Consider the following 19,886-nt stretch of genomic DNA (forward strand, 5'->3'; position numbering starts at 1 on the left):
TCAGTTCCGATTAAGCACGCGACTTAGACTTCGGTTTTGATTTTGAATGTCCAAATGGCTTCTTGGCATCACCTGTTTCACGCGGTGGTAAACCTGTATGTTGCGTCAAAATCTGACCACGCTCAGGACGCTTCTTGGTATTTGACGGACGAGATTGATTTTTCGCTTGTTGGTTACGATTCTCACCATTACGCTTTTGCGAATCACCATCCACGGTTGAGTTCTTTTTACGCGCAGATTGATACTGCCCCTCTGTCCCTTGCGGTTGATAGGTTGGAATCAAATGCTGTTTCGAGTTACCAATCAAGTCTTGGCGGCCCATCTCTTTTAAAGCATCACGCAGCAAAGGCCAGTTGTTTGGATCATGATAACGCAAGAATGCTTTGTGCAAACGACGACGCTTCTCACCTTTCACAATATCCACATCTTCAGTATACCGCGCCACTTTAGCTAATGGGTTCTTACCCGTGTGATACATGGTGGTCGCTGTTGCCATTGGCGATGGATAGAAAGTCTGTACCTGATCGGCACGGAAACCATTTTTCTTCAGCCAAATCGCCAAATTCATCATGTCATATTCGGTCGTACCCGGATGCGCAGCAATAAAGTACGGAATGAGATACTGCTCTTTACCCGCTTCCTTACTGAATCGATCAAACATTTGTTTAAAACGATCATAGGTCCCGATGCCCGGTTTCATCATCTTCGACAATGGACCTTTTTCGGTATGTTCCGGGGCAATTTTTAAATAACCACCAACGTGATGTTGTACCAACTCTTTGACATATTCAGGGTTTAACACCGCCAAGTCATAACGCAGACCCGAACCAATCAGAATCTTTTTGATGCCTTTAATGGCGCGTGCTTTACGATATAGCTGCGTTAAAGGGGCATGATCGGTATGTAAGTTTTGACACACACCCGGATAAACACAGGATGGTTTACGACAATTCTTTTCAATCTCAGGGTCTTTACAGTGCAAACGATACATGTTTGCTGTAGGTCCACCCAAGTCAGAAATGATGCCGGTAAAGCCTGGTGCGGTATCACGAATCTTTTCAACTTCACGCAAAATTGATTCTTCTGAACGGTTTTGAATGATACGACCTTCATGTTCTGTAATCGAACAGAAGGTACACCCCCCGAAACAGCCACGCATGATGTTCACAGAGAACTTAATCATATCAAATGCAGGGAAACGCGCATCCCCATACACAGGATGGGGTAGACGTGCATAAGGTAAATCAAACACATAGTCCATTTCTTCCGTGGTTAGCGGAATCGGTGGCGCATTTAACCAAACATCACGCTCACCATGCTTTTGTACCAAAGCACGTGCATTTCCTGGATTGGTTTCAAGATGTAAAATACGGTTGGCATGTGCATATAAAACTGGATCATCTGCCACTGCTTCAAATGCAGGCAAACGAATCACAGCCAGTTCACGTGGCGGTAATTTATGTTTAATTGCCTTTGAAGACGGCTGTAATTGCACAATTTGTGTATCAGGATCAAGTTGATCCCCTTCACGAACAATTTGATTTGTCACAATTTCTTTTTGGAAATTTTGGTATTGGGTTAAAGAATTACCCTTATCTTTTTCAATTTCACAGCCATCTAAATCTTCAGTCATCACATAAGGATTGATAATCGGATCAACGCGACCAACGGTATCTACATCATTTGATGCAATTTCCACAAACTTGGCTTTAGATGGGCGGTTTAACTTATTCACAATAAATGCCGTGCCACGAACATCGGTAATTTCGTGAATTTTTTCGCCTTTGGCTAAACGATGCATCACCTCAGTAATCGAACGCTCGCCATTACCATACATCAAGAGATCGGCTTTTGAGTCCATCAACACTGAACGACGAACTTTATCTGACCAATAGTCATAATGTGCAATACGACGTAAAGACGCTTCAATTCCACCTAGCAATACAGGCACATCTGGAAATGCTTCACGCACACGCTGGCAATACACGGTTGCTGCACGGTCTGGACGTTTATTGGGTAAGTTATCTGGCGAATAGGCATCATCAGAACGAATTTTACGATCAGCCGTATAACGGTTGATCATCGAATCCATATTCCCAGCAGTCACCCCCCAAGCAATATTGGGCTTACCTAAAACACGAAAAGCTTCAACATTAGTCCAATCTGGTTGCGCAATAATGCCGACACGGAAACCTTGTGCTTCTAACGTACGACCAATAATGCCCGAACAAAATGATGGATGATCAATATAAGCATCACCGCAGACCAAAATAAAGTCGCAACTATCCCAACCGAGTTGATCCATTTCCTCGCGCGACATCGGCAAAAATGGCGCAGGTTCAAAGCATGACGCCCAATATTTGTCGTAATCAAACAACGCTGTAGGCGCGGTCTGCATAGTATAAGCAGTAGACATGGCTAGCAATTCTCGGCTGGCAGATGAAAGATCTCAAATAGAGATCAAAGATGAAAGCCGATCATTTTACCATGAATTATATTCACCTTGCTTGATTATAATTTATACAACCTAGCTTAATTGATAATCAACTTATTAGAAGAATTATTCCAAGCAAACCTATCTCTTTTATGAAAACCATAATAAAAAAGATAAAATGCTTAATAAATGAAATATATAGATTAACCCGAATCATGGATAAGAAATAGGCTTGAAAAAGAAGAGGACTAGAGCTATCAGTTGAGTTACCACACCAAACTCACAACTCTAGTCCTTATGTTCGATAGTACAGAATTATTTTGTGTAATTGATGATTTCTTCTTAAAATTTGAAGCGACTTACTGGAAATTTCTTAAAGAATGTCACCATTGCCTAAGAATTCGAACCGCTCAACTGAGTATTTCAGAAATCATCTTCATTGCGATTTGGTATAAATGTTCTCATTTTAATAACTTCAAAACATTCTTCTCATCGTTGAAACAAGACAAAAGCCATTTATTTAAAAGTTTACCCTGTTATCAGCGCATGATTCATTTAGTGAATACACATCAACTCGCTTTACATGCCTTGCATTTCGCTGTGATGAAAGATCATCAAAGTTCGTATTTATTGATTGATTCAACTACTTTGCCAGTCTGTAAAAATCAGCGTATTCAGCGACATAAATCCATATCATCAATTGCAACGCGTGGTAAAAGCTCAATGGGATGGTTCTTTGGTTGTAAGCTACATTTACTGATGAATCAATCAGGTGAGATTGCGAACTCAGTTTTATCTAATGGACATACAGCGGATATCAAAATGGTTAAACAGTTGGTAGAAGGATTAAAAGCAAAGCTTTATGCTGATCGTGGCTATATTAGTCATGAACTGAAAGCTAGGCTTAAAGAACAAGATATTGATTTAATTACATATCATCGTAAAAACATGCAGGCAGTTCAATTGTCAAAAGAAGATGAATATTATCTAAAGCAGCGCAACAAAATAGAAACGTTATTTAGTTTGCTCAAAGGGAAATATAATTTGGTAACAAGTAACGCGAGAAGTGTTGAAGGCTATTTAGCTGGTATTTATGCCTCTTTATGTGCTTACCAATTATGTCATCAAAACAAGCCAATCATTCGGGTTGTGGAATCATTGGCTTAAACAGGATTCGGGTTAAGTAATCATAATTTCAGTTCATTTGTGTCTATGGGGGGACAACTTTAGATGAGGTAATATTTTACCTAAACGCTTTTGGATGAAAGGCGATAGTTTTAAGTATCGCCTTATTAATATTGAATTATTTTAATTCACTGGATGACTTGCCTAGTTCACGGCGCGCGATAATGAGTTGCTGAATTTGCTGAGTCCCTTCAAAAATATCTAGAATTTTAGAATCTCTTGCCCATTTTTCTAAAAGCTCATCTTCGTTATAGCCGACTGTTGCTGCAAGTTCGACGCACTTGAGTGTAATTTCATTACAGATCCGGCCAGCTTTAGCTTTTGAGATAGAGGCTTCTTTTGAGTTAGGTTTTTTGTTATCTGCCATCCATGCGGCTTTTAAGGTCAGTAATCGTGCCGCTTCCCATTCGGCTTCCATACGATAAATTTGACTCTCAATATGAGTCGTCTGTAAGTATGGCGTTATGTATTGAGGATCAAAATAATCGCTAAAAATCTCTTTAATGCGTTCTAGTGAGGCCTTGGCACAGCCTATAGCCATTGCTGCAACGAGTGGACGGGTATTATCAAAAGTTTCCATCACACCAGCAAAGCCTTTAGTTGCATCTATTTCAGCATTGCCAAGTAAATTGCTTGCAGATACACGGCAGTCAATAAAACGAATAACTGCGGTGTCAGATGCTTTAATTCCTAGCTTATGCTCTAAGCGTTCTACCGTCATGCCAGCTGTTCCTTTAGGAATCACAAAAGATTTGATCGCTGAACGCCCTAACTTTTTATCCAGTGTTGCCCAAACAACGATGGCATCGGCACGATCACCAGAAGTCACGAAGATCTTTTCACCATTTAAGATGTAATCATCGCCATCTTGTGTTGCAGTGGTGCGAATAGCCGCTGAGTCCGAGCCACAGTTTGGTTCAGTGATTGCCATGGCCGCCCATGTGTTTTTGAAGCGCTCCAACTGCTCTTCATTGGCAACAGCGGCTATTGCTGAATTCCCCAGCCCTTGACGGGGCATTGATAGAAGTAAAGCGGTATCTCCATAGCACATTTCAATGACACTTAAAGCGGTAGAGAGATTCACTCCATTTTTATTGCCTTGTTCATTGGTACCCCGCTTACCAACAGCGGCCCCTGCGTTCATACCTTCACCACCTTCATTCATACCATCGACTAAGGATGCCAACATATCCAGTTCTTTAGGATAGCTATGTTCAGCTTTATCGTATTTTCGGGAGATAGGGCGAAGTACATTGATGGCCACTTGGTGGGCTTGATCAATCAGCAATTTAAATTTTTTAGGGTTTTGTAAATTCATGCCAGTTTTCCTTTTTATTATGCATGTAGACCAGAGTGAACAATTGCTGTTGCACGTAAATCACGATACCAACGTTCGACAGGGTGTTCTTTGGTGAATCCGTGCCCACCTAAAATCTGTACACCATCAGTGCCAATTTTCATGGCTTTTTCGGCGCAAAGTAAACGTGCTAAATAGGCTTCACGGTGAAATGTCTGCCCAGATTCAGCTAGACTTGCTGCATTTAGGATAAGCATACGCATGGCATCAATTTCGATGGCCATATCGGCAATCATAAAAGCAACACTTTGACGGTGAGAAATGGGTTCACCAAAGGCGGTGCGTTCATTGGCATATTCAATACAATATTTTTTGACTGCTTCACATGTGCCGACCGCCATTGCACACCACATTAAATTGCCGAGGTCTAAAAAAGCAGTGTAGTTGAAGTCTTCATCACCTAAGCGTAAAGCAGGGGTTTGATTAAAAATTAAAGTTGCTGTTTCTGTGCCTTTGAGCCCCATAGCGGGAGATTTTTTAAACTGAATACTTTCATCGCGTCTGAGAATAAAAACTTCAGCTTGACCATTAAGTTCGGCACTGACAAGGAAAATATCTGCACTTTCAGCCAATAGCACCAGTGTCTTTTCGCCTTGAATAAGATACTGGCCATCACGTGAAATGGCTTTGGTTTTTAACTGGTAAGGATTAAAAGCAGGCGTAGCTTCTTGAATTGCAAAGCTAGCGCGAATGCTACTGTCTTGCGCAAAACTGTTCAAATATAAAGCTTGTACTTGCTCAGAACCCCATTGTGTAATGGCATTAATCACACTAAAGGTAGAGAGCATACCCGCAGCTAAACTAAAATCACCTTTGGCCAAATGCTCCGCAATAAGTATATTACTCAGAATATTTTTTTCAGATGCAATACCGCCGAGTGCTTCAGGCAAAGCATAAAAGTTTAGACCTAGGTCTTCGATATATTGCCAAAGTTCTGTTGGAAAAGTTTCATTTTGATCGGCACTGGCGGCTAATGGGTAAAGTACATCTGCAGCGAATTGAGACATGGTGTCGATGGTCATTTGCTGATCTTCTGAATAGTTCAGATCAAACAATGATTTTTCTTGATTGTTGAGCCGCTGTTTATGCAGATCTGTATTGGCTTTAAAAGCTTTTTGTGTTTTTGATAGGGTTTTAAAGCTTGCTTTTGAGCCTTGATAAAGTGATTTTTCTACAAACTTTCTAAGTTTTAATTGGTCAAGTACGTCGCTACTTGCCATCTTTGTGATCAGTGATAAGCCAAATCCCTGCGCTTTATTTACCATATTTGTCATTATTTTCATCCAGCAGAATTATTCTGTATTTTTATGCTGACATAGCGGAACATGAATGACTATGTCATCGCTGACATGATGTATTGTCAAAGATAAACGGTAGGTGGTGTGTTTTAAATTCTTCTAATGATTTGTTTTTAAAGTTTTTTATTAAATCGTTGGAAATTAAATTTATTGACTAATTGACCAAAATGACATTGCGTCATTTTGGTCATGCAGCTTTTAGATGAACTTTTCAACCATTGCGCGGACATTGGTTTTCGCTTCAATCACGGTCATAAAGGTATAAGCACCGATGAATTTACGGCTGATAAACATAAATTCTTTGGGTGGAACACTGAAATAGCGAGACGCCATCGACTTAGACGCTTGTTGCATGACACGGCTATGAAGTTGGCTAGCTTTCCAGTCATAAGCAAAGTTTTGATCCATAACACCAGTAGGCAAGTCAGGATTGTTACTAGGACTGCTGAATGCTTCAGTTGCAAGTAAAAAGACTTTAGCCATATCCGGTTTAATGCTTTGAGGGATAGAGTCGAAAAATTCATAGCCTGTCATTGCTTGAACCATTTCTTCACTATTGTGGTTAAATCCAGCATGAATGAGCTTGCGTGCAACACCGAGTAAGTGTTCATCAAACTGTCGAATTGCACCAAAGTCAAGCAGAACGATTTTATCCAAGATATCATTGCCATTACCTAAGCGAACCAGATAGTTACCAAAGTTCGGATCGGTCTGCATTTCACCCCATTCAAAAATCTCGCGTACCGCAATTTCAAGTGATGCTTCACCAAGTTTGTTGCGACGTTCTTGCGGTAGAGACAGCATGACGGGGCTGTTAATCGGCACACCACGTTCAAAGGTCATGCATAACACTTGGTCTGTGCAATAGTCATCAATAATTTGTGGCACGATGTAGCGTGGGTCTTCTTTTAAGCGAGCAGCAAAGCGGCGTGTAGTTGCAGCCTCAATTTTATAATTCACTTCACGGTGCATCATTTCACGGACTTCGTCGAACCATTGATCGAACTCACGTGTTTGCGGCACCATGCGTGTCAGTTTAAGCATATTTTTGAATAGGCTCATGTCTGAGTCAATGGCTTCAGCAACGCCTGGGTATTGAATTTTTAATACCACCTCTAAACCATCAGACTTACGTGTTGCGCGGTGCACTTGTGCAAGTGATGCAGTGCCTAAAGGTTCGTGGTCGATGGTTAAATCATCCAGTTTGGAACCCAATTGGCTGTGTAATTGCTGTTTAATCGCAGGCCATGCTAAAGCGACTGTTTGATTGTTTAGAGTATTTAACGCTTGTGTGATTTCTTCTGGTAAAAAATGTTCACCATATAGTGCCATCATTTGGCCAATTTTGACGATGGAACCTTTAAGCTTGCCAATTTCAGATACCAAATAATCGGCTTGTTCTTTCATGGCTTTTTTGCGTTTTTTTTCTTTTTCTTCTTCACTAGAAAACATAGACGTTGCGCTAGAAGCTGCCCAACGTGTTCCAGCAAGCAACGAAGCTTTGGCAATCGATAAACGACGATCCATAGAGGAGGTTTTCAGTTGTTTAAGCTTATCGTTGTGATCTGACATAATTCAGTAAAATCCTTTCATCAGCAAGGGCAGCACTTAAGATTGTAACGGATAATATCGTGTATTCACGTATTAAAAAAGTTCAACTTGCTGAATAGCGAGTTAAAAAAGCTTAGAAGTGTCAGATAAGTACTTAAAAATAGCTCAACCTGAGGTTTTACATGCGAAATTGGATTTTAAGTTTGTTCTTCTGAATCAGTTCATTTTTATGCGTTTGAATGTGTTGTAGAATCATTTCTTGCACAGGTTGGTGCATAAAACCGTGTGCATAACCTTTAACAATAATGATGCTTGGTAGACTAAAAAAGAAATATTTTGCATCTTCAACGGTCGCGCAGTCAAAGATACCTTGTTGTTGTAGTAGGTTTTGAAAAAAAGCTTTTTCAATGTCGACGTGGTTATTTTCAGTGTCATTCCAATAACGCTCACGCATCGCCATTAGATTATTGTGTTTATAACTCATAGGTTGGGACGTAATCAGCAAAATAATTCATTTCATAATAAAGCCATTTGATCTGATTTCAATGTAAAGCCTGTGACTTCATGTAAAAGTAAGGATGTGGAAATTTTATAAGTGTTTAGTATGTTCATACAAAATAGGATGTTATATTAAAGCGCTGCAACGCGTAGATGTTGTGAATGATTAGATTAAAAAATGATTAAAGAACATTTGTTTTGGGGAATGGAATTGAAACAGATATTAGGTCTACTCCTTGTAATGGGATTGTGCGGTGGTTCAGCCTTTGCGATGGGTCCAAGTAAAGAATATGAAATATGTATGAAACAAACGGGTAATGTATGGAGTGAGATTGATACATGCATGAGTAAAGAATATAAAGTACAAAAAAAACGCTTAAAAAAAGTGTTCAAAATATATTTAGACAAAACCCCTACTAATGAGCAAGCTTTGGTTAAACAATCTCATCAGCAATGGCTTGAGCAGCGTGATCAAATTTGTAATAACAAACCCATTGTGAAAAATGAAAAGACTGAAGTTCAGCGGATTTCATGTCTGATGCAAATGACACAAACCCGTGCAGATATGTACGAAGCACGTACAGGCAGTATAAGCAAATAAGTGCAAAGCGTATGAAAATGTGTTTGCTGTGCATCAAAACATTATAAATCATAGAAAAACAGGGTATCATAAGGCGTTTTTACAATGACCTTGGAGACGCCTTTAGTGGATCGCCCGACTATTAGCCCTGAACATATACAGGAAGCCGCTGAAAACTTAAGTACAATTCGTGATTTTATCCGTTTTGGAGTGACAGCATTACGTCAATACGATGCACATTTAGGTCAAGGTACAGAAGACTATTTTGCTGAAAGCTCAGCGTTGGTGTTACAGACTTTATCTTTAGATTGGAATGCGGATGCTGAAATCTTAGATTCAAAGTTACTACCAAGTGAAAAAGCAGAAGTTTTAAGTTTATTAGAACGTCGAATTAATGAAAAAGTACCGACTTCGTATTTGCTTAATTTGGCATATTTTGATGGCAAACCATATTATGTCGATGAGCGTGTACTGATTCCGCGTTCACCGATTGCAGAATTGATTCAAAACCGTTTTGCACCTTATTGCTTAGGTGAAAATGGCCAAATGGGTGAGGCAGTCAATAACTTGCCAGAAAATCCAAATCCAAAAACACCACAACGTATTTTAGATATGTGTACGGGTTCAGGTTGTATCGCGATTGCTTTAGCTTATGCCTACCCAGATGCTGAAGTGGATGCAACTGATATTTCTAAAGAAGCTTTAGAAGTGGCTCAAATTAACTCAGAACACCACGACAAACAATATCAAGTGGCTTTACTTGAGTCTGACTTGTTTGCCAAAATTCCTGCTGAAAATCAATATGATCTCATCGTGTCTAATCCGCCTTATGTGGATGCTGAAGACATGGCAGACTTACCAGAAGAATTTCACCATGAACCAGAATTGGCACTGGCAGCGGGTCAAGATGGCTTGGATTTGGTTCGTAAAATGTTAGCTCAAGCACCAGATTACTTAACTGAAGATGGTCTCATCGTGATTGAAGTGGGTAATTCTGAATGGGCAATGCGCCAAAACTTTAATACCGTTGATTTTTACTGGTTACAGTTCCAAAAAGGCGGTACAGGAATCTTTGCATTGACTGCAGCTCAGTGCCGTCAATTCCGTGATTTATTCATTCAATCTGTTCAAGCATAAAAGGAGTCGTTGGACATGGCAGGTAATAGTATAGGGCAACTCTTCCGTGTAACGACTTGTGGTGAATCTCATGGTGTAGGCTTAATGGCGATTGTGGATGGTGTTCCACCGGGTCTTGAGCTTACAGCAGACGATTTGCAAAAAGATTTAGACCGTCGTAAGCCGGGCACCTCGAAATTTGCCACGCAGCGCAAAGAACCTGATGAAGTTGAAATTATTTCAGGTGTGTTTGAAGGTAAAACAACAGGTACACCAATTGGTTTATTGATCCGTAACACCGATCAAAAATCCAAAGATTACGGTAACATTGCACAAAGCTTCCGTCCGGGACATGCAGACTATACTTATACACAAAAGTACGGTTTCCGTGATTACCGTGGCGGTGGTCGTTCGAGTGCGCGTGAAACGGCTATGCGTGTGGCTGCGGGTGCGATTGCGAAAAAATATTTGGCCGAAAAGTTTGGTGTTTTAATTCGTGGTCATGTGACCCAAATTGGAACTGAAGTTGCTGAAAAATTGGATTGGAATGAAGTACCCAATAATCCTTTTTTCTGCGGTGATGTCGATGCCGTACCGCGTTTTGAAGCACTGGTGACTTCATTGCGTGAACAAGGTACCAGTTGTGGCGCAAAGCTTGAAATTTTGGCTGAAAAAGTACCTGTAGGTTGGGGTGAGCCTGTTTTTGACCGTCTAGATGCTGACATTGCCCATGCCATGATGTCCATTAATGCTGTCAAAGGGGTTGAGATTGGTGATGGTTTTGCCGTTGCTGGTCAGTTCGGACATGAGAGCCGAGATGAGTTAACCACAGATGGCTTCCTCGCGAACCATGCCGGTGGCATTTTGGGTGGTATTTCGAGTGGTCAAACCATTCGTGTTGCAATTGCGCTTAAACCAACAGCATCTATTACTACACCAGGTAAAACGATCAATATTAATCGTGAAGATACTGACGTATTAACCAAAGGTCGTCATGACCCTTGTGTGGGTGTACGTGCGGCTCCGATTGCAGAGGCAATGCTTGCGATTGTTTTAATGGATCACTTTATGCGCCATCGTGCTCAAAATGCAGATGTCGTTGCCCCATTTGCGCCGATTGAAGACTAGAGAATTTTCTTCCTATTTAAGAAAATACACATTAAAGTCAGACTTCGGTCTGACTTTTTTATTTGAATATGAAAGACAATATAATTCGCTTGGTAGAATTAAATGATATTGAAAACGTTGTAGATGTCATCAATATTGCCTATCGTACCAACCAAGGTTGGACACATGAATTTAATGTTGTTGCTGGAGATCGTATATCTTCAAAGCAGTTAAAAATCGAACTACAAAAAGAAAATTTTAAGCTCTTTGTTTTAGAAGCGGATGGTCAAATTTTGGGGTGCATTGGCCTAACCGAAGATGTTGACTCTATTGAAATTGGAAGTTTTGCAATTTTACCTATGCATCAAAATTCAGGTTATGGAAAGAAATTACTCAATTTTGCAGAAGTTTTTGCGAAACAAAAGCAACATATTGCTAGGTTAAACATGTTGGTCTTAAATGTAAGAAAAGAATTGTTAGCATATTATGCACGTCATGGTTATCACGATACTCATAAGACGGAATCTTACCCATTGGATGCCAATCTAGGACAACCTTTGATTAACCTTCATTTGGTCTTACTGAGTAAACAAATTTAATGTTTAGGTCTTTTAAATTTCTGAAAAAATCATCAATAACACAGAATAATTGGGTATGAGCCGTATGTGGCGCAAGGAGCATAAGAGCTAGAGTTGTAAGTTTAGTGTGTTAACCCAACAAATGGCTCTAGTCTTTCTCTTTTTTTAAGCCAATTTCTTATCTTTGATTCGAGTTAAGTCATTTAGATAGTTTATTTTTTTAATAAGAAGGAATGGGTATGAATGAAAAGCTAAGCAGCGTAAGACGAGGCACCATTTTATTTTTATCATTACTCACAGTTTTGGTTATTTCATTGTTGATATACGGCTATGACAGTATGCATGATCCTGAAAAAGTCAAAGCTCGATTATATGCTTGTGGAAAATTTGGTGATCGGCACATGCTCATTGATAAGCAGTATTTATATTATGGCAGAGTGAATTATCAAGGTGTGAATTATTGGGGGAAAAATATAAAAGAAGAACACGAGGCCAAAGGCTGTGATGATCAAATTCAAAGTATTGATTTGAAAGTGAAATGGCCTGAAATGAAAGCATCTAGAGAAGGCTTTAGACTAGATTCTGAAAATAAAGATGTGATCACAATAGCATTAAACCAACGTTCCGTTTGGAAAGAGGAGTGGGGAAGTAAAGACTTCTTTAATTTTTTTGGTCATTTAAAAAGAAAATTAAGAAAAGGAATGTTTTCTTCTAGTGGAGAAGAGGTGAGTGAAATATGGATAGATGAAACAAAAACATTTAACTCAGATTTGGGGCTCTATGAAATAGAGGTAAAAAGTGATGACGGTGTTGGAAAAAAGGTGTATTGGCAAGAGCGTAAAGGTAAAGGGGTAAGTCTCACTATTGTATGTCTTTATTTTAAGAGTGGTGAAACAAGTTGTGAGTTTATTACACATCAGCCCAATTATGGGTTTAATACGAGTTATATCACTATAAGCTTTCACAGTGAGTTATTACCTCATTGGCAAGAAATTTATCAAGATGCAGAACAACTCATTCATTCTTTTAATACTGAGTAAAGATAAAATGAAACATCCAAAGAGTATAGCCATAACCATGATCAAAGACTTTTAGATGACTTTGGGGTAGCTCTAATGTATGACTGGATGTGTGCTATTTTAAAGCATTAGCAGCGTTATTTTCATCAATATAGTGCAAAGCTTGCCCTAAGCCGAGGTTGTGCTCTATAACAATAAACAAAAGATAATACTTTAAGAGCAGTTTCCAATCGGATGATTACATGGTATATAAATTGCTCATAGAATAATAAGCATTATTGCAGGAGAGAAATGTTCTGCATTCGCCGAAGGAGCAACGACCCCGGAAACTCTCAGGCAAAAGGACTGTAATAATGAAAAAACTCTGGAGAGAAGTGTTCAATCACTCACCGAAGGGGATGGTTTAAAGCTTCATGGGAAGTTTTAGATCGAAGCTCTCAGGTACACATGACAGATGGGGTTTGACATCAAACAATAAAAAGGAGGTGTCTATGTGTCATGTCGTTGTCATTGGTGCTGGAATTACAGGCGTCACAACTGCGTATGAATTAAGTTTACTTGGCTATCAAGTGACCGTTGTTGACCGTCATCTATTTCCAGCCATGGAAACTTCTTTTGCAAATGGTGGACAACTGTCTGCATGCAATGCTGAAGTTTGGAACCAAAAATCGACAGTGCTGAAAGGCATGAAATGGATGTCTCAAAAATCTGCGCCGTTGTTGCTGAATCCATCTTTTAGTGTACATAAATATGCATGGTTGATGGAATTTCTAGGCAATATTAAACATTATGAGACCAATACCCACGAAACAGTCCGCTTAGCTCTATTGGCTCGTCAGCGCTTATTTGAAGTTGCTGAAAAAGAGTCGATTGACTTTAACTTAGAGAAGCGTGGAATTTTACATTTTTATCATAATAAACAAGACTATGACGTTGCTATTCGCGTCAATGATATGTTGAATGAAGGTGGACTTGAACGTTGCGGTGTAAGCAATGAAGAAATTAAGCAAATTGAGCCGACCCTGACTGGTGACTATTATGCAGGATTCTACTGTGAAGGTGATGCCACGGGTGATATTCATAAGTACACCACAGGTTTGGCAGAAGTCACCCAAAAATTAGGTGTAAAATACCGTTTTGGGATGGATGTAACGGATATTCAACATCTATCGACGGGTGTTGAGGTGAAATTACAACCGAGTTCTGAAAATGTAGAGTTGGCACCGAATGATGTTGAGATTTTGGCTGCCGATGCTGTTGTGGTTTGTGCTGGTGTAGGCAGTTACCAACTGGCAGAGTTAGTCCAAGAACGTGTCAATGTCTATCCAGTGAAGGGTTATTCGATTACCGTTATGTTGAATGACGAAGAGAGTCAGCAAAATGCACCATGGGTAAGCTTGCTGGATGAAAGTGCAAAAATCGTCACTTCACGTTTAGGTAAAGACAGATTCCGTGTAGCGGGAACAGCTGAGTTTAATGGCTATAACCGTGATATTCGTGCAGATCGGATTCAACCTCTTGTAGATTGGACCAATCGTAACTTTAAAGTCTCGACAGAGCATGCGGTACCTTGGGCGGGCCTTCGACCGATGATGCCTAATATGATGCCAGTGGTACGCCGTGGAAAATTAGAGCGTGTGTTCTTTAATACAGGACATGGGCATTTAGGGTGGACTTTATCTGCAGCGACAGCAGCCATGATTAGCCAAGAGGTTGCCACAGCTTATCCTGTTTAAGCCAAAGGTTGTATTGGGTTATATGAGAAATGATAAAAACAAACTCAAGTCGGGCTTGTTTTTATCATTTTGACTTAATGATGTTATAATTCTGCCTTAATTTCAAAAGATTGCTCACAAACTAATACTTTAAACTGCATCAAAAATACGTAGTATGGTTTCAGGTAATTGATGACTAATTCGAAGGTGAATAATGATTAACATGAAAATGGCTTTGGTGGTTTTAGCTTCTGCAACGATGCTGTCGCTTGCAGCATGTAGTGACAAGAAACAAGAGACTGAACAAACGCCAGTGGAAAGTTCAGCAACTGAAACACCAGTGACCAATATTGAGGTGAGCCCTGACATGATTGATGCTGCACCTTTAGAGTCTGAGGAGGCAGGTGCGTCAGTGCCAGTAGCTGCTTCTGAAGCAAAATAAGTTCACTATAGAAAAGCCTCCTGATTTGGAGGCTTTTTTAAATGGGCAACTTTTTTCTACAAATGATATAAATTTAGAGCATAAATAAAAAATAATATTGAAACGCCACCTAACAATCTATACAGTTTGTTTAGTAAATATTGTCAATGCAAAATGACTTCTATTCAATGAGTATTTGAAGTCTAAAGGGCAATAAAAAAACATGATGTTGCTAAACTCATGTAAACATGAGGGAATATTTTGTACGCAGGAAAGCTAGCAGAAGTACCATTTAACTTTAAACAACATGGCCGCGCATGTGCATTGATTGCTTTGGTCATTTTTGTCTGTTGTTTGCTTGGAATACTGACACGACCGATTGCATATTTTGCTTATTTTTGGCCCGCCAATGCTGTACTCATCGGCTTGTTTTTAAGATTTCCTCAGTTAAGAAATCTGGGGGGATGGATAGGCGCTTTTATTGGTTATATGTCTGCGGACTTGGTAACGGGAAACCATTTTGAACTAACTTTAGCATTAACTGTTGCCAATTTTATTACAGTCAGTGTCTCTCTGTTTTTTATTCAATATTTACAAATAGATTATCGTTCTGATAATAAAGGATTAAATTTTCTTTATTTATTTTTAGTCTGTATATTTATTGGCTGTTTCTTTAGTGCGATTTTTGCTGTGACCGTTGTTCCACATATGCCACATACATTTATGACGGCAGATGACTCTTGGTCTGAGTTTTATATTTGGTGGACGGGTGAAGTCTTAAATTGTATCTCTATTTTACCATTGATGCTTACGTTCCCGACTGGGAAAAAGTTCACCAATATTTGGAAAAATCGGAGGCAGTGTGAGACAAAGTTTATAGATTTATTACCACTATTTTCTGTTATTGTTTCTGTGGCTTGTACACATATTTTCTTTGGTCCAGGCGCTTTGCTTTTTCCTTTAGCAGGGTTGATTTGGGCGGCCTTGAGTTATAATTTATTTTACGTCAGTCTAATTAATAGTACCGTCTGCTTGGTGCTATATCATAGTTTAACAACCTATTATATTTCACGAACTGCAGATAATTTTTTGGCAACGTCAATGTCCGTAAGAATTGGTCTATGCATGCTGATGATTGCGCCTTTGCTATTATGTATCGTAAGCCGAAATCGGCATGCTTTATATAAGGAAGTCTTATATCTTGCCAATCATGATCCTTTAACTCATGTGGCTAATCGTCGTTTTTTCTTTACAGAAACTGAGAATCTACTAAAACAAAATCAATTCAAATCGCTTACGATTATTATGCTTGATATTGATCATTTTAAAAAAATGAATGATCAATATGGACATTATATAGGAGATGTTTTGCTACAAAGCTTTGCAGCCACGGTCAAAAGTAATTTGCGTGAACAAGATCTATTTGCACGTATGGGGGGAGAAGAGTTTGTTGTGGTGTTGAAGAATACGAACTTAGTTGAAGCAGAAATGATTGCAGAGCGTATTTGTCGTGCCGTAGCGTTGTCCAAGACTCAAGTGGCGCATGCAGTTTTAAATATGACCGTGAGCTTAGGCGTAGTACATCAGGTGCTACCAACGCAAAATAGTCTACAGAGTATTCTAAATCAGGCAGATCGGGCGCTTTACCAAGCGAAAACATTAGGGCGGAACCAAGTACGTATTGCCTCTTAATCTAAAAGCAGGTAAAACTAGATAACAATAAGAATTATATATTTGGATCACAATGATTTTTTCTGAATACCTACAATACGATGCTTTAGGATTGGCTGAGTTAGTTGCACAAAAACAAGTCCATCCTGCTGAATTATTACAACTTGCGATTGAGCGCAGTCAGCAAGTTAATCCAGCCTTAAATGCCATTATTATTCCCATGCATGATTATGCTAAAAAGCGCGCTCAGAATGTGTTGTCTGGGCCATTTGCTGGTGTACCATTTTTAGTTAAAGATTTATTTCAGGAATATGCGGGTTATCCCACCTCTTATGGGTGCCAAGCCTTTAAACGAACGGGGCATATTGCACAGCACAATGCAGAAATAGTGAACCGCTGGGAGAAAGCTGGGATCTTGACCTTTGGTCGTACCAATACGCCTGAATTTGGTATTAAAGGTATTACTGAACCTGATGCTTGGGGTAGTTGTTGTAATCCATGGAATTTAAAACATAATAGTGGTGGATCATCTGGTGGTTCTGCTTCGGCCGTTGCAGCAGGGATTGTACCGATTGCTGGTGCTGGTGATGGGGGAGGATCAATTCGGATCCCTGCATCATATTGTGGTTTATTCGGTCTTAAACCAAGTCGTGGACGTACGCCGTGGGGTCCTGATATGAGTGAAGCAATGCATGGTGCAGCCATACAGCATGTATTGGCGAAGACTGTGCGAGATAGTGCTGCAATGCTCGATGCAACGCACGGTGCGGAACATAGCTCATTGTTTAAAATTGAACAGCCCGGCCAAAGCTATTTGGCCTGTCTACAGCAGCCAGTAAAAAAACTTAAAATTGCATTTTGTACGCAGTCTCCTATTGGAACTACAGTATCTAAAGATGCTATTGCTGCTGTACAGCATACGGCACATTTGTTGGAGTCATTAGGGCATACAGTAGTTGAAGCACAACCTGAAATTGATGGTATGGCATTGGCCCGCGACTTTATCACGACATGGTTCAGTCAATTTTCGTATATGTTAGAGCAGATCAAACAACAAGTCCCAACAACAGCAGGCGATTTCGAGTTGGATTCTTTAACTCTGGCTGCCTTTGGTGCGAAAACAACAGCCTTAGAATATATTCATAACCTGAATCATTGGGGAATATATGTGACTCGTATGAACCAATTCTTTGACCATTATGATCTTTATTTAACTCCTGCAACTGCTTCAGTCGCGCCCAAAAATGGACAAGTTTCTACACCTTTATGGCAAAAGCCGATTCTAAAAAGCCTACTTAAAGTCGGTAAGGTGCATTTGCTCGCTCAAGGGAAGTTGGTAGATAAAATTGTAAAAGATAATCTGCTTTGGGTGCCTTTTACACAACTGGCAAATATTACAGGCTTACCCGCAATGTCTGTACCTTTGTATTGGAATGCTGATAACCTACCGCTTGGTTCGCAGTTTATTGCGCCTTTTGCCCGTGAAGACTTGCTACTACAATTGGCCAATCAACTTGAACAAACTCAACCATGGTTCCATAGATATCGAGAGATCCACGTATAGAAAGGCTATGTTAGTTTAACTACCCAAGCTATAAGTGTCGCTCAAAAAGTGGCTTAAGCTTGTACTTCTTTGGGCAGAAAGATTACCAAAGACAGCCCGAATAAGACGGCAATACCAGCCAAAATAAAAATATATTCGCCTGATAGAATGCTCCAATAATGTCCTGCAAGAATACTGCCTGATGCGACACCAAGGCCCCACATGGTGCTATAAAGTGCCTGTCCACGGCCTTGTTGGCCTAAACTAAAATTTTGGAAAATGATGCGCATAGCAATCAAATGGAATAAACCAAAACTAAAGGCATGAATGGTTTGTGCTAAAAATTGAATCGTGAAGATTTGTGGAAAAGAACCTATCAAAAACCAGCGTAGCGCCGTGAGAATGAGGCAAACAGAAACAAGGAGCCGCCATGAAAAACGTTTGAAAAACACCTGAGCAACGGCAAACATAATAATTTCAGCCATGACGCCCACTGACCATAAAAAACCAATTTCAGTGGTTGAATAGCCTGTTTGTTTTAAATAGTTGCTATAGAAACTATAAAATGGGGCATGTGAAAAAAGTAGAATAAATTCAATGCTAAAAAATGCGGCTACGACAGGCTTTTTTAAGATAGGTAAGAGTGGCTCAAGGTGCTTTTGAGAATTGGGAGCTGTGGTTGGCTCACGAATGCTAAACGACCAAAGAAAAGCCAAAAAAGAAATACATAGTAGTAGTATGGGCAGCATAGAAATTGGAATTATTTCTAATAATGCACCAATACCAAACACACCGACTATAAAACCAATAGAACCCCATTTCCGGACTTTTCCATATAATGCACTCCGTTGTTCTCCGAGCCAAAATAGGGTAACACCTTCAAATTGAGCTAAAATTGCATTTTGGAAAAAACTAAAAATTAGCATGAGCAGAGCAACGGCTTGAAAGGAGTTTGGAATGATAAAAATCATGAACCAAATACAAGCTTCCATCCATGTAGCAACTCGGACTAAGAGCATCCGTTTCCCTGATTTATCTGCAATCCAACCCCAAATAAACGGGGCAAAAAAACGGGTAATAATGGCAATGGATGAAAGAATACCGATTTCACTGTAGTTAAAGCCTTGATCTTCGAGATATAAACTCCAAAACGGCATGAATGTGCCTACAATGGAATAATAAAAGAAGTAAAAACCAGCCAGTCGGTGCTGAATGGGGAATGGAAGCATTGTGCTGTATTCCTTGCTAGAGCGAAAATATTCAAAAAAGTGTTAAAGCATTTACTTATTTAAGCTTGGCTATATTTTCTAAAATAAGATAATTATATCAAAAACTTAGCAGTATTGATTATCTGTTTGGGTTTTGTTCAAGGTGCAGTCTTAAAATACGACGTAACTCCAATAAGGTCTCTGCTTCTTCATGTACTGAATGCTTCGCTTTAATAATTTTTTCAGATACAGCATGGTCTAAATGTGAACTCGAATAGGGCACAATACCATCACTCATTTCACGTGTATCATTGGTCTGACGGTAGTTACCCATAATCGAATGATAGGGAATGGTGGAAACAGGCATGATGTTATGGGTCAACGTCATAAAACGGGACTTTGGACTTAAGTCATCTGGTCCTGATTGCACCATACCTTTAGTGCTAGAGCTGCCATTCAACTGCATATCAACTTGGTTCTTAGATTCTCAAATGAAGTGCAACAGAGATTAAATTATTGGAAAGAAGCAAGATGAGCTAGCATTTTGCTTCCGACCGACCAAAGTCAAAGTTGCATCATGAACTATACTCATCTTACCCAAGAAG

The 19,886-nt window shown here is 39.7% G+C and carries 17 protein-coding genes and 1 riboswitch; of the genes, 10 read left to right on the top strand and 7 right to left on the bottom strand.

All coding sequences use genetic code 11. From position 1 onward, the window contains the following. Positions 1-10: 10 nt before the first annotated feature. On the bottom strand, positions 11-2,416 hold the full coding sequence (locus tag GBI16_RS03945; RefSeq protein ID WP_086209806.1) for a YgiQ family radical SAM protein: 2,406 nt from the start codon (positions 2,414-2,416) through the stop codon (positions 11-13). Between the two features lie 315 nt (positions 2,417-2,731). Here GBI16_RS03945 and GBI16_RS03950 point away from each other — a divergent pair, with 315 nt between their 5' ends. Next, positions 2,732-3,601 carry an IS982 family transposase gene (locus GBI16_RS03950; protein ID WP_151706556.1) on the top strand — a complete coding sequence of 290 codons (870 nt, stop codon included), beginning with the start codon at positions 2,732-2,734 and terminating at the stop codon, positions 3,599-3,601. Positions 3,602-3,737: 136 nt separating this feature from the next. Here GBI16_RS03950 and GBI16_RS03955 read toward each other — a convergent pair whose 3' ends face one another. From GBI16_RS03955 to GBI16_RS03970, 4 genes are all read right to left on the bottom strand, one after another. Further along, positions 3,738-4,937 (bottom strand): acyl-CoA dehydrogenase family protein, encoded by a 1,200-nt coding sequence (locus GBI16_RS03955; RefSeq protein ID WP_086210651.1) that lies wholly within the window; start codon positions 4,935-4,937, stop codon positions 3,738-3,740. Between the two features lie 17 nt (positions 4,938-4,954). After that, positions 4,955-6,250, bottom strand: a complete 1,296-nt coding sequence (locus tag GBI16_RS03960; protein WP_151706545.1) for an acyl-CoA dehydrogenase family protein — start codon at positions 6,248-6,250, stop codon at positions 4,955-4,957. 222 nt (positions 6,251-6,472) lie between these two features. After that, entirely contained in the window at positions 6,473-7,846 is a 1,374-nt protein-coding gene (locus tag GBI16_RS03965; protein ID WP_151706546.1) for an AarF/ABC1/UbiB kinase family protein, read from the bottom strand. 157 nt (positions 7,847-8,003) lie between these two features. Next, positions 8,004-8,309, bottom strand: coding sequence for a hypothetical protein (locus GBI16_RS03970; protein ID WP_086210648.1), 306 nt, complete (start codon positions 8,307-8,309; stop codon positions 8,004-8,006). A 192-nt stretch (positions 8,310-8,501) separates the two neighbouring features. Between GBI16_RS03970 and GBI16_RS03975 the strand changes: the two genes are divergently transcribed. The 9 genes from GBI16_RS03975 (at position 8,502) to GBI16_RS04015 (ending at position 18,094) form a co-directional block, all read left to right on the top strand. After that, complete coding sequence (locus tag GBI16_RS03975; protein WP_151706547.1) at positions 8,502-8,924, top strand: lysozyme inhibitor LprI family protein; 423 nt, start codon at positions 8,502-8,504, stop codon at positions 8,922-8,924. Positions 8,925-9,029: 105 nt separating this feature from the next. Next, positions 9,030-10,040 carry a 50S ribosomal protein L3 N(5)-glutamine methyltransferase gene (prmB, locus tag GBI16_RS03980; protein ID WP_110975510.1) on the top strand — a complete coding sequence of 337 codons (1,011 nt, stop codon included), beginning with the start codon at positions 9,030-9,032 and terminating at the stop codon, positions 10,038-10,040. A gap of 15 nt (positions 10,041-10,055) precedes the next feature. Further along, positions 10,056-11,147 carry a chorismate synthase gene (aroC, locus tag GBI16_RS03985; protein WP_151706548.1) on the top strand — a complete coding sequence of 364 codons (1,092 nt, stop codon included), beginning with the start codon at positions 10,056-10,058 and terminating at the stop codon, positions 11,145-11,147. Positions 11,148-11,215: 68 nt separating this feature from the next. Beyond that, positions 11,216-11,725, top strand: coding sequence for a GNAT family N-acetyltransferase (locus tag GBI16_RS03990; RefSeq protein ID WP_151706549.1), 510 nt, complete (start codon positions 11,216-11,218; stop codon positions 11,723-11,725). Positions 11,726-11,943: 218 nt separating this feature from the next. Beyond that, positions 11,944-12,744: a hypothetical protein gene (locus GBI16_RS03995; protein ID WP_228267804.1), complete on the top strand. Its 801-nt coding sequence runs from the start codon at positions 11,944-11,946 to the stop codon at positions 12,742-12,744. 250 nt (positions 12,745-12,994) lie between these two features. Further along, positions 12,995-13,081, top strand: a riboswitch (glycine riboswitch). Between the two features lie 133 nt (positions 13,082-13,214). Continuing rightward, positions 13,215-14,459, top strand: a complete 1,245-nt coding sequence (locus tag GBI16_RS04000; RefSeq protein ID WP_151706550.1) for a D-amino acid dehydrogenase — start codon at positions 13,215-13,217, stop codon at positions 14,457-14,459. A 193-nt stretch (positions 14,460-14,652) separates the two neighbouring features. After that, positions 14,653-14,880 (top strand): hypothetical protein, encoded by a 228-nt coding sequence (locus GBI16_RS04005; RefSeq protein ID WP_151706551.1) that lies wholly within the window; start codon positions 14,653-14,655, stop codon positions 14,878-14,880. A gap of 240 nt (positions 14,881-15,120) precedes the next feature. Continuing rightward, the gene (locus tag GBI16_RS04010; protein ID WP_151706552.1) at positions 15,121-16,551 is read left to right on the top strand and encodes a GGDEF domain-containing protein; all 1,431 of its coding nucleotides are present in this window, start codon (positions 15,121-15,123) and stop codon (positions 16,549-16,551) included. Between the two features lie 52 nt (positions 16,552-16,603). After that, positions 16,604-18,094 carry an amidase gene (locus GBI16_RS04015; RefSeq protein WP_151706553.1) on the top strand — a complete coding sequence of 497 codons (1,491 nt, stop codon included), beginning with the start codon at positions 16,604-16,606 and terminating at the stop codon, positions 18,092-18,094. Positions 18,095-18,147: 53 nt separating this feature from the next. On the opposite strand, the gene GBI16_RS04020 is transcribed toward GBI16_RS04015, so the two are convergent. Beyond that, positions 18,148-19,302 (bottom strand): MFS transporter, encoded by a 1,155-nt coding sequence (locus tag GBI16_RS04020; RefSeq protein ID WP_086210640.1) that lies wholly within the window; start codon positions 19,300-19,302, stop codon positions 18,148-18,150. Positions 19,303-19,420: 118 nt separating this feature from the next. Continuing rightward, on the bottom strand, positions 19,421-19,714 hold the full coding sequence (locus tag GBI16_RS04025) for a hypothetical protein (protein WP_228267805.1): 294 nt from the start codon (positions 19,712-19,714) through the stop codon (positions 19,421-19,423). Positions 19,715-19,886: the final 172 nt, after the last annotated feature.

It is taken from the genome of Acinetobacter sp. TUM15064 (assembly GCF_008980265.1).
Taxonomy (GTDB): domain Bacteria; phylum Pseudomonadota; class Gammaproteobacteria; order Pseudomonadales; family Moraxellaceae; genus Acinetobacter.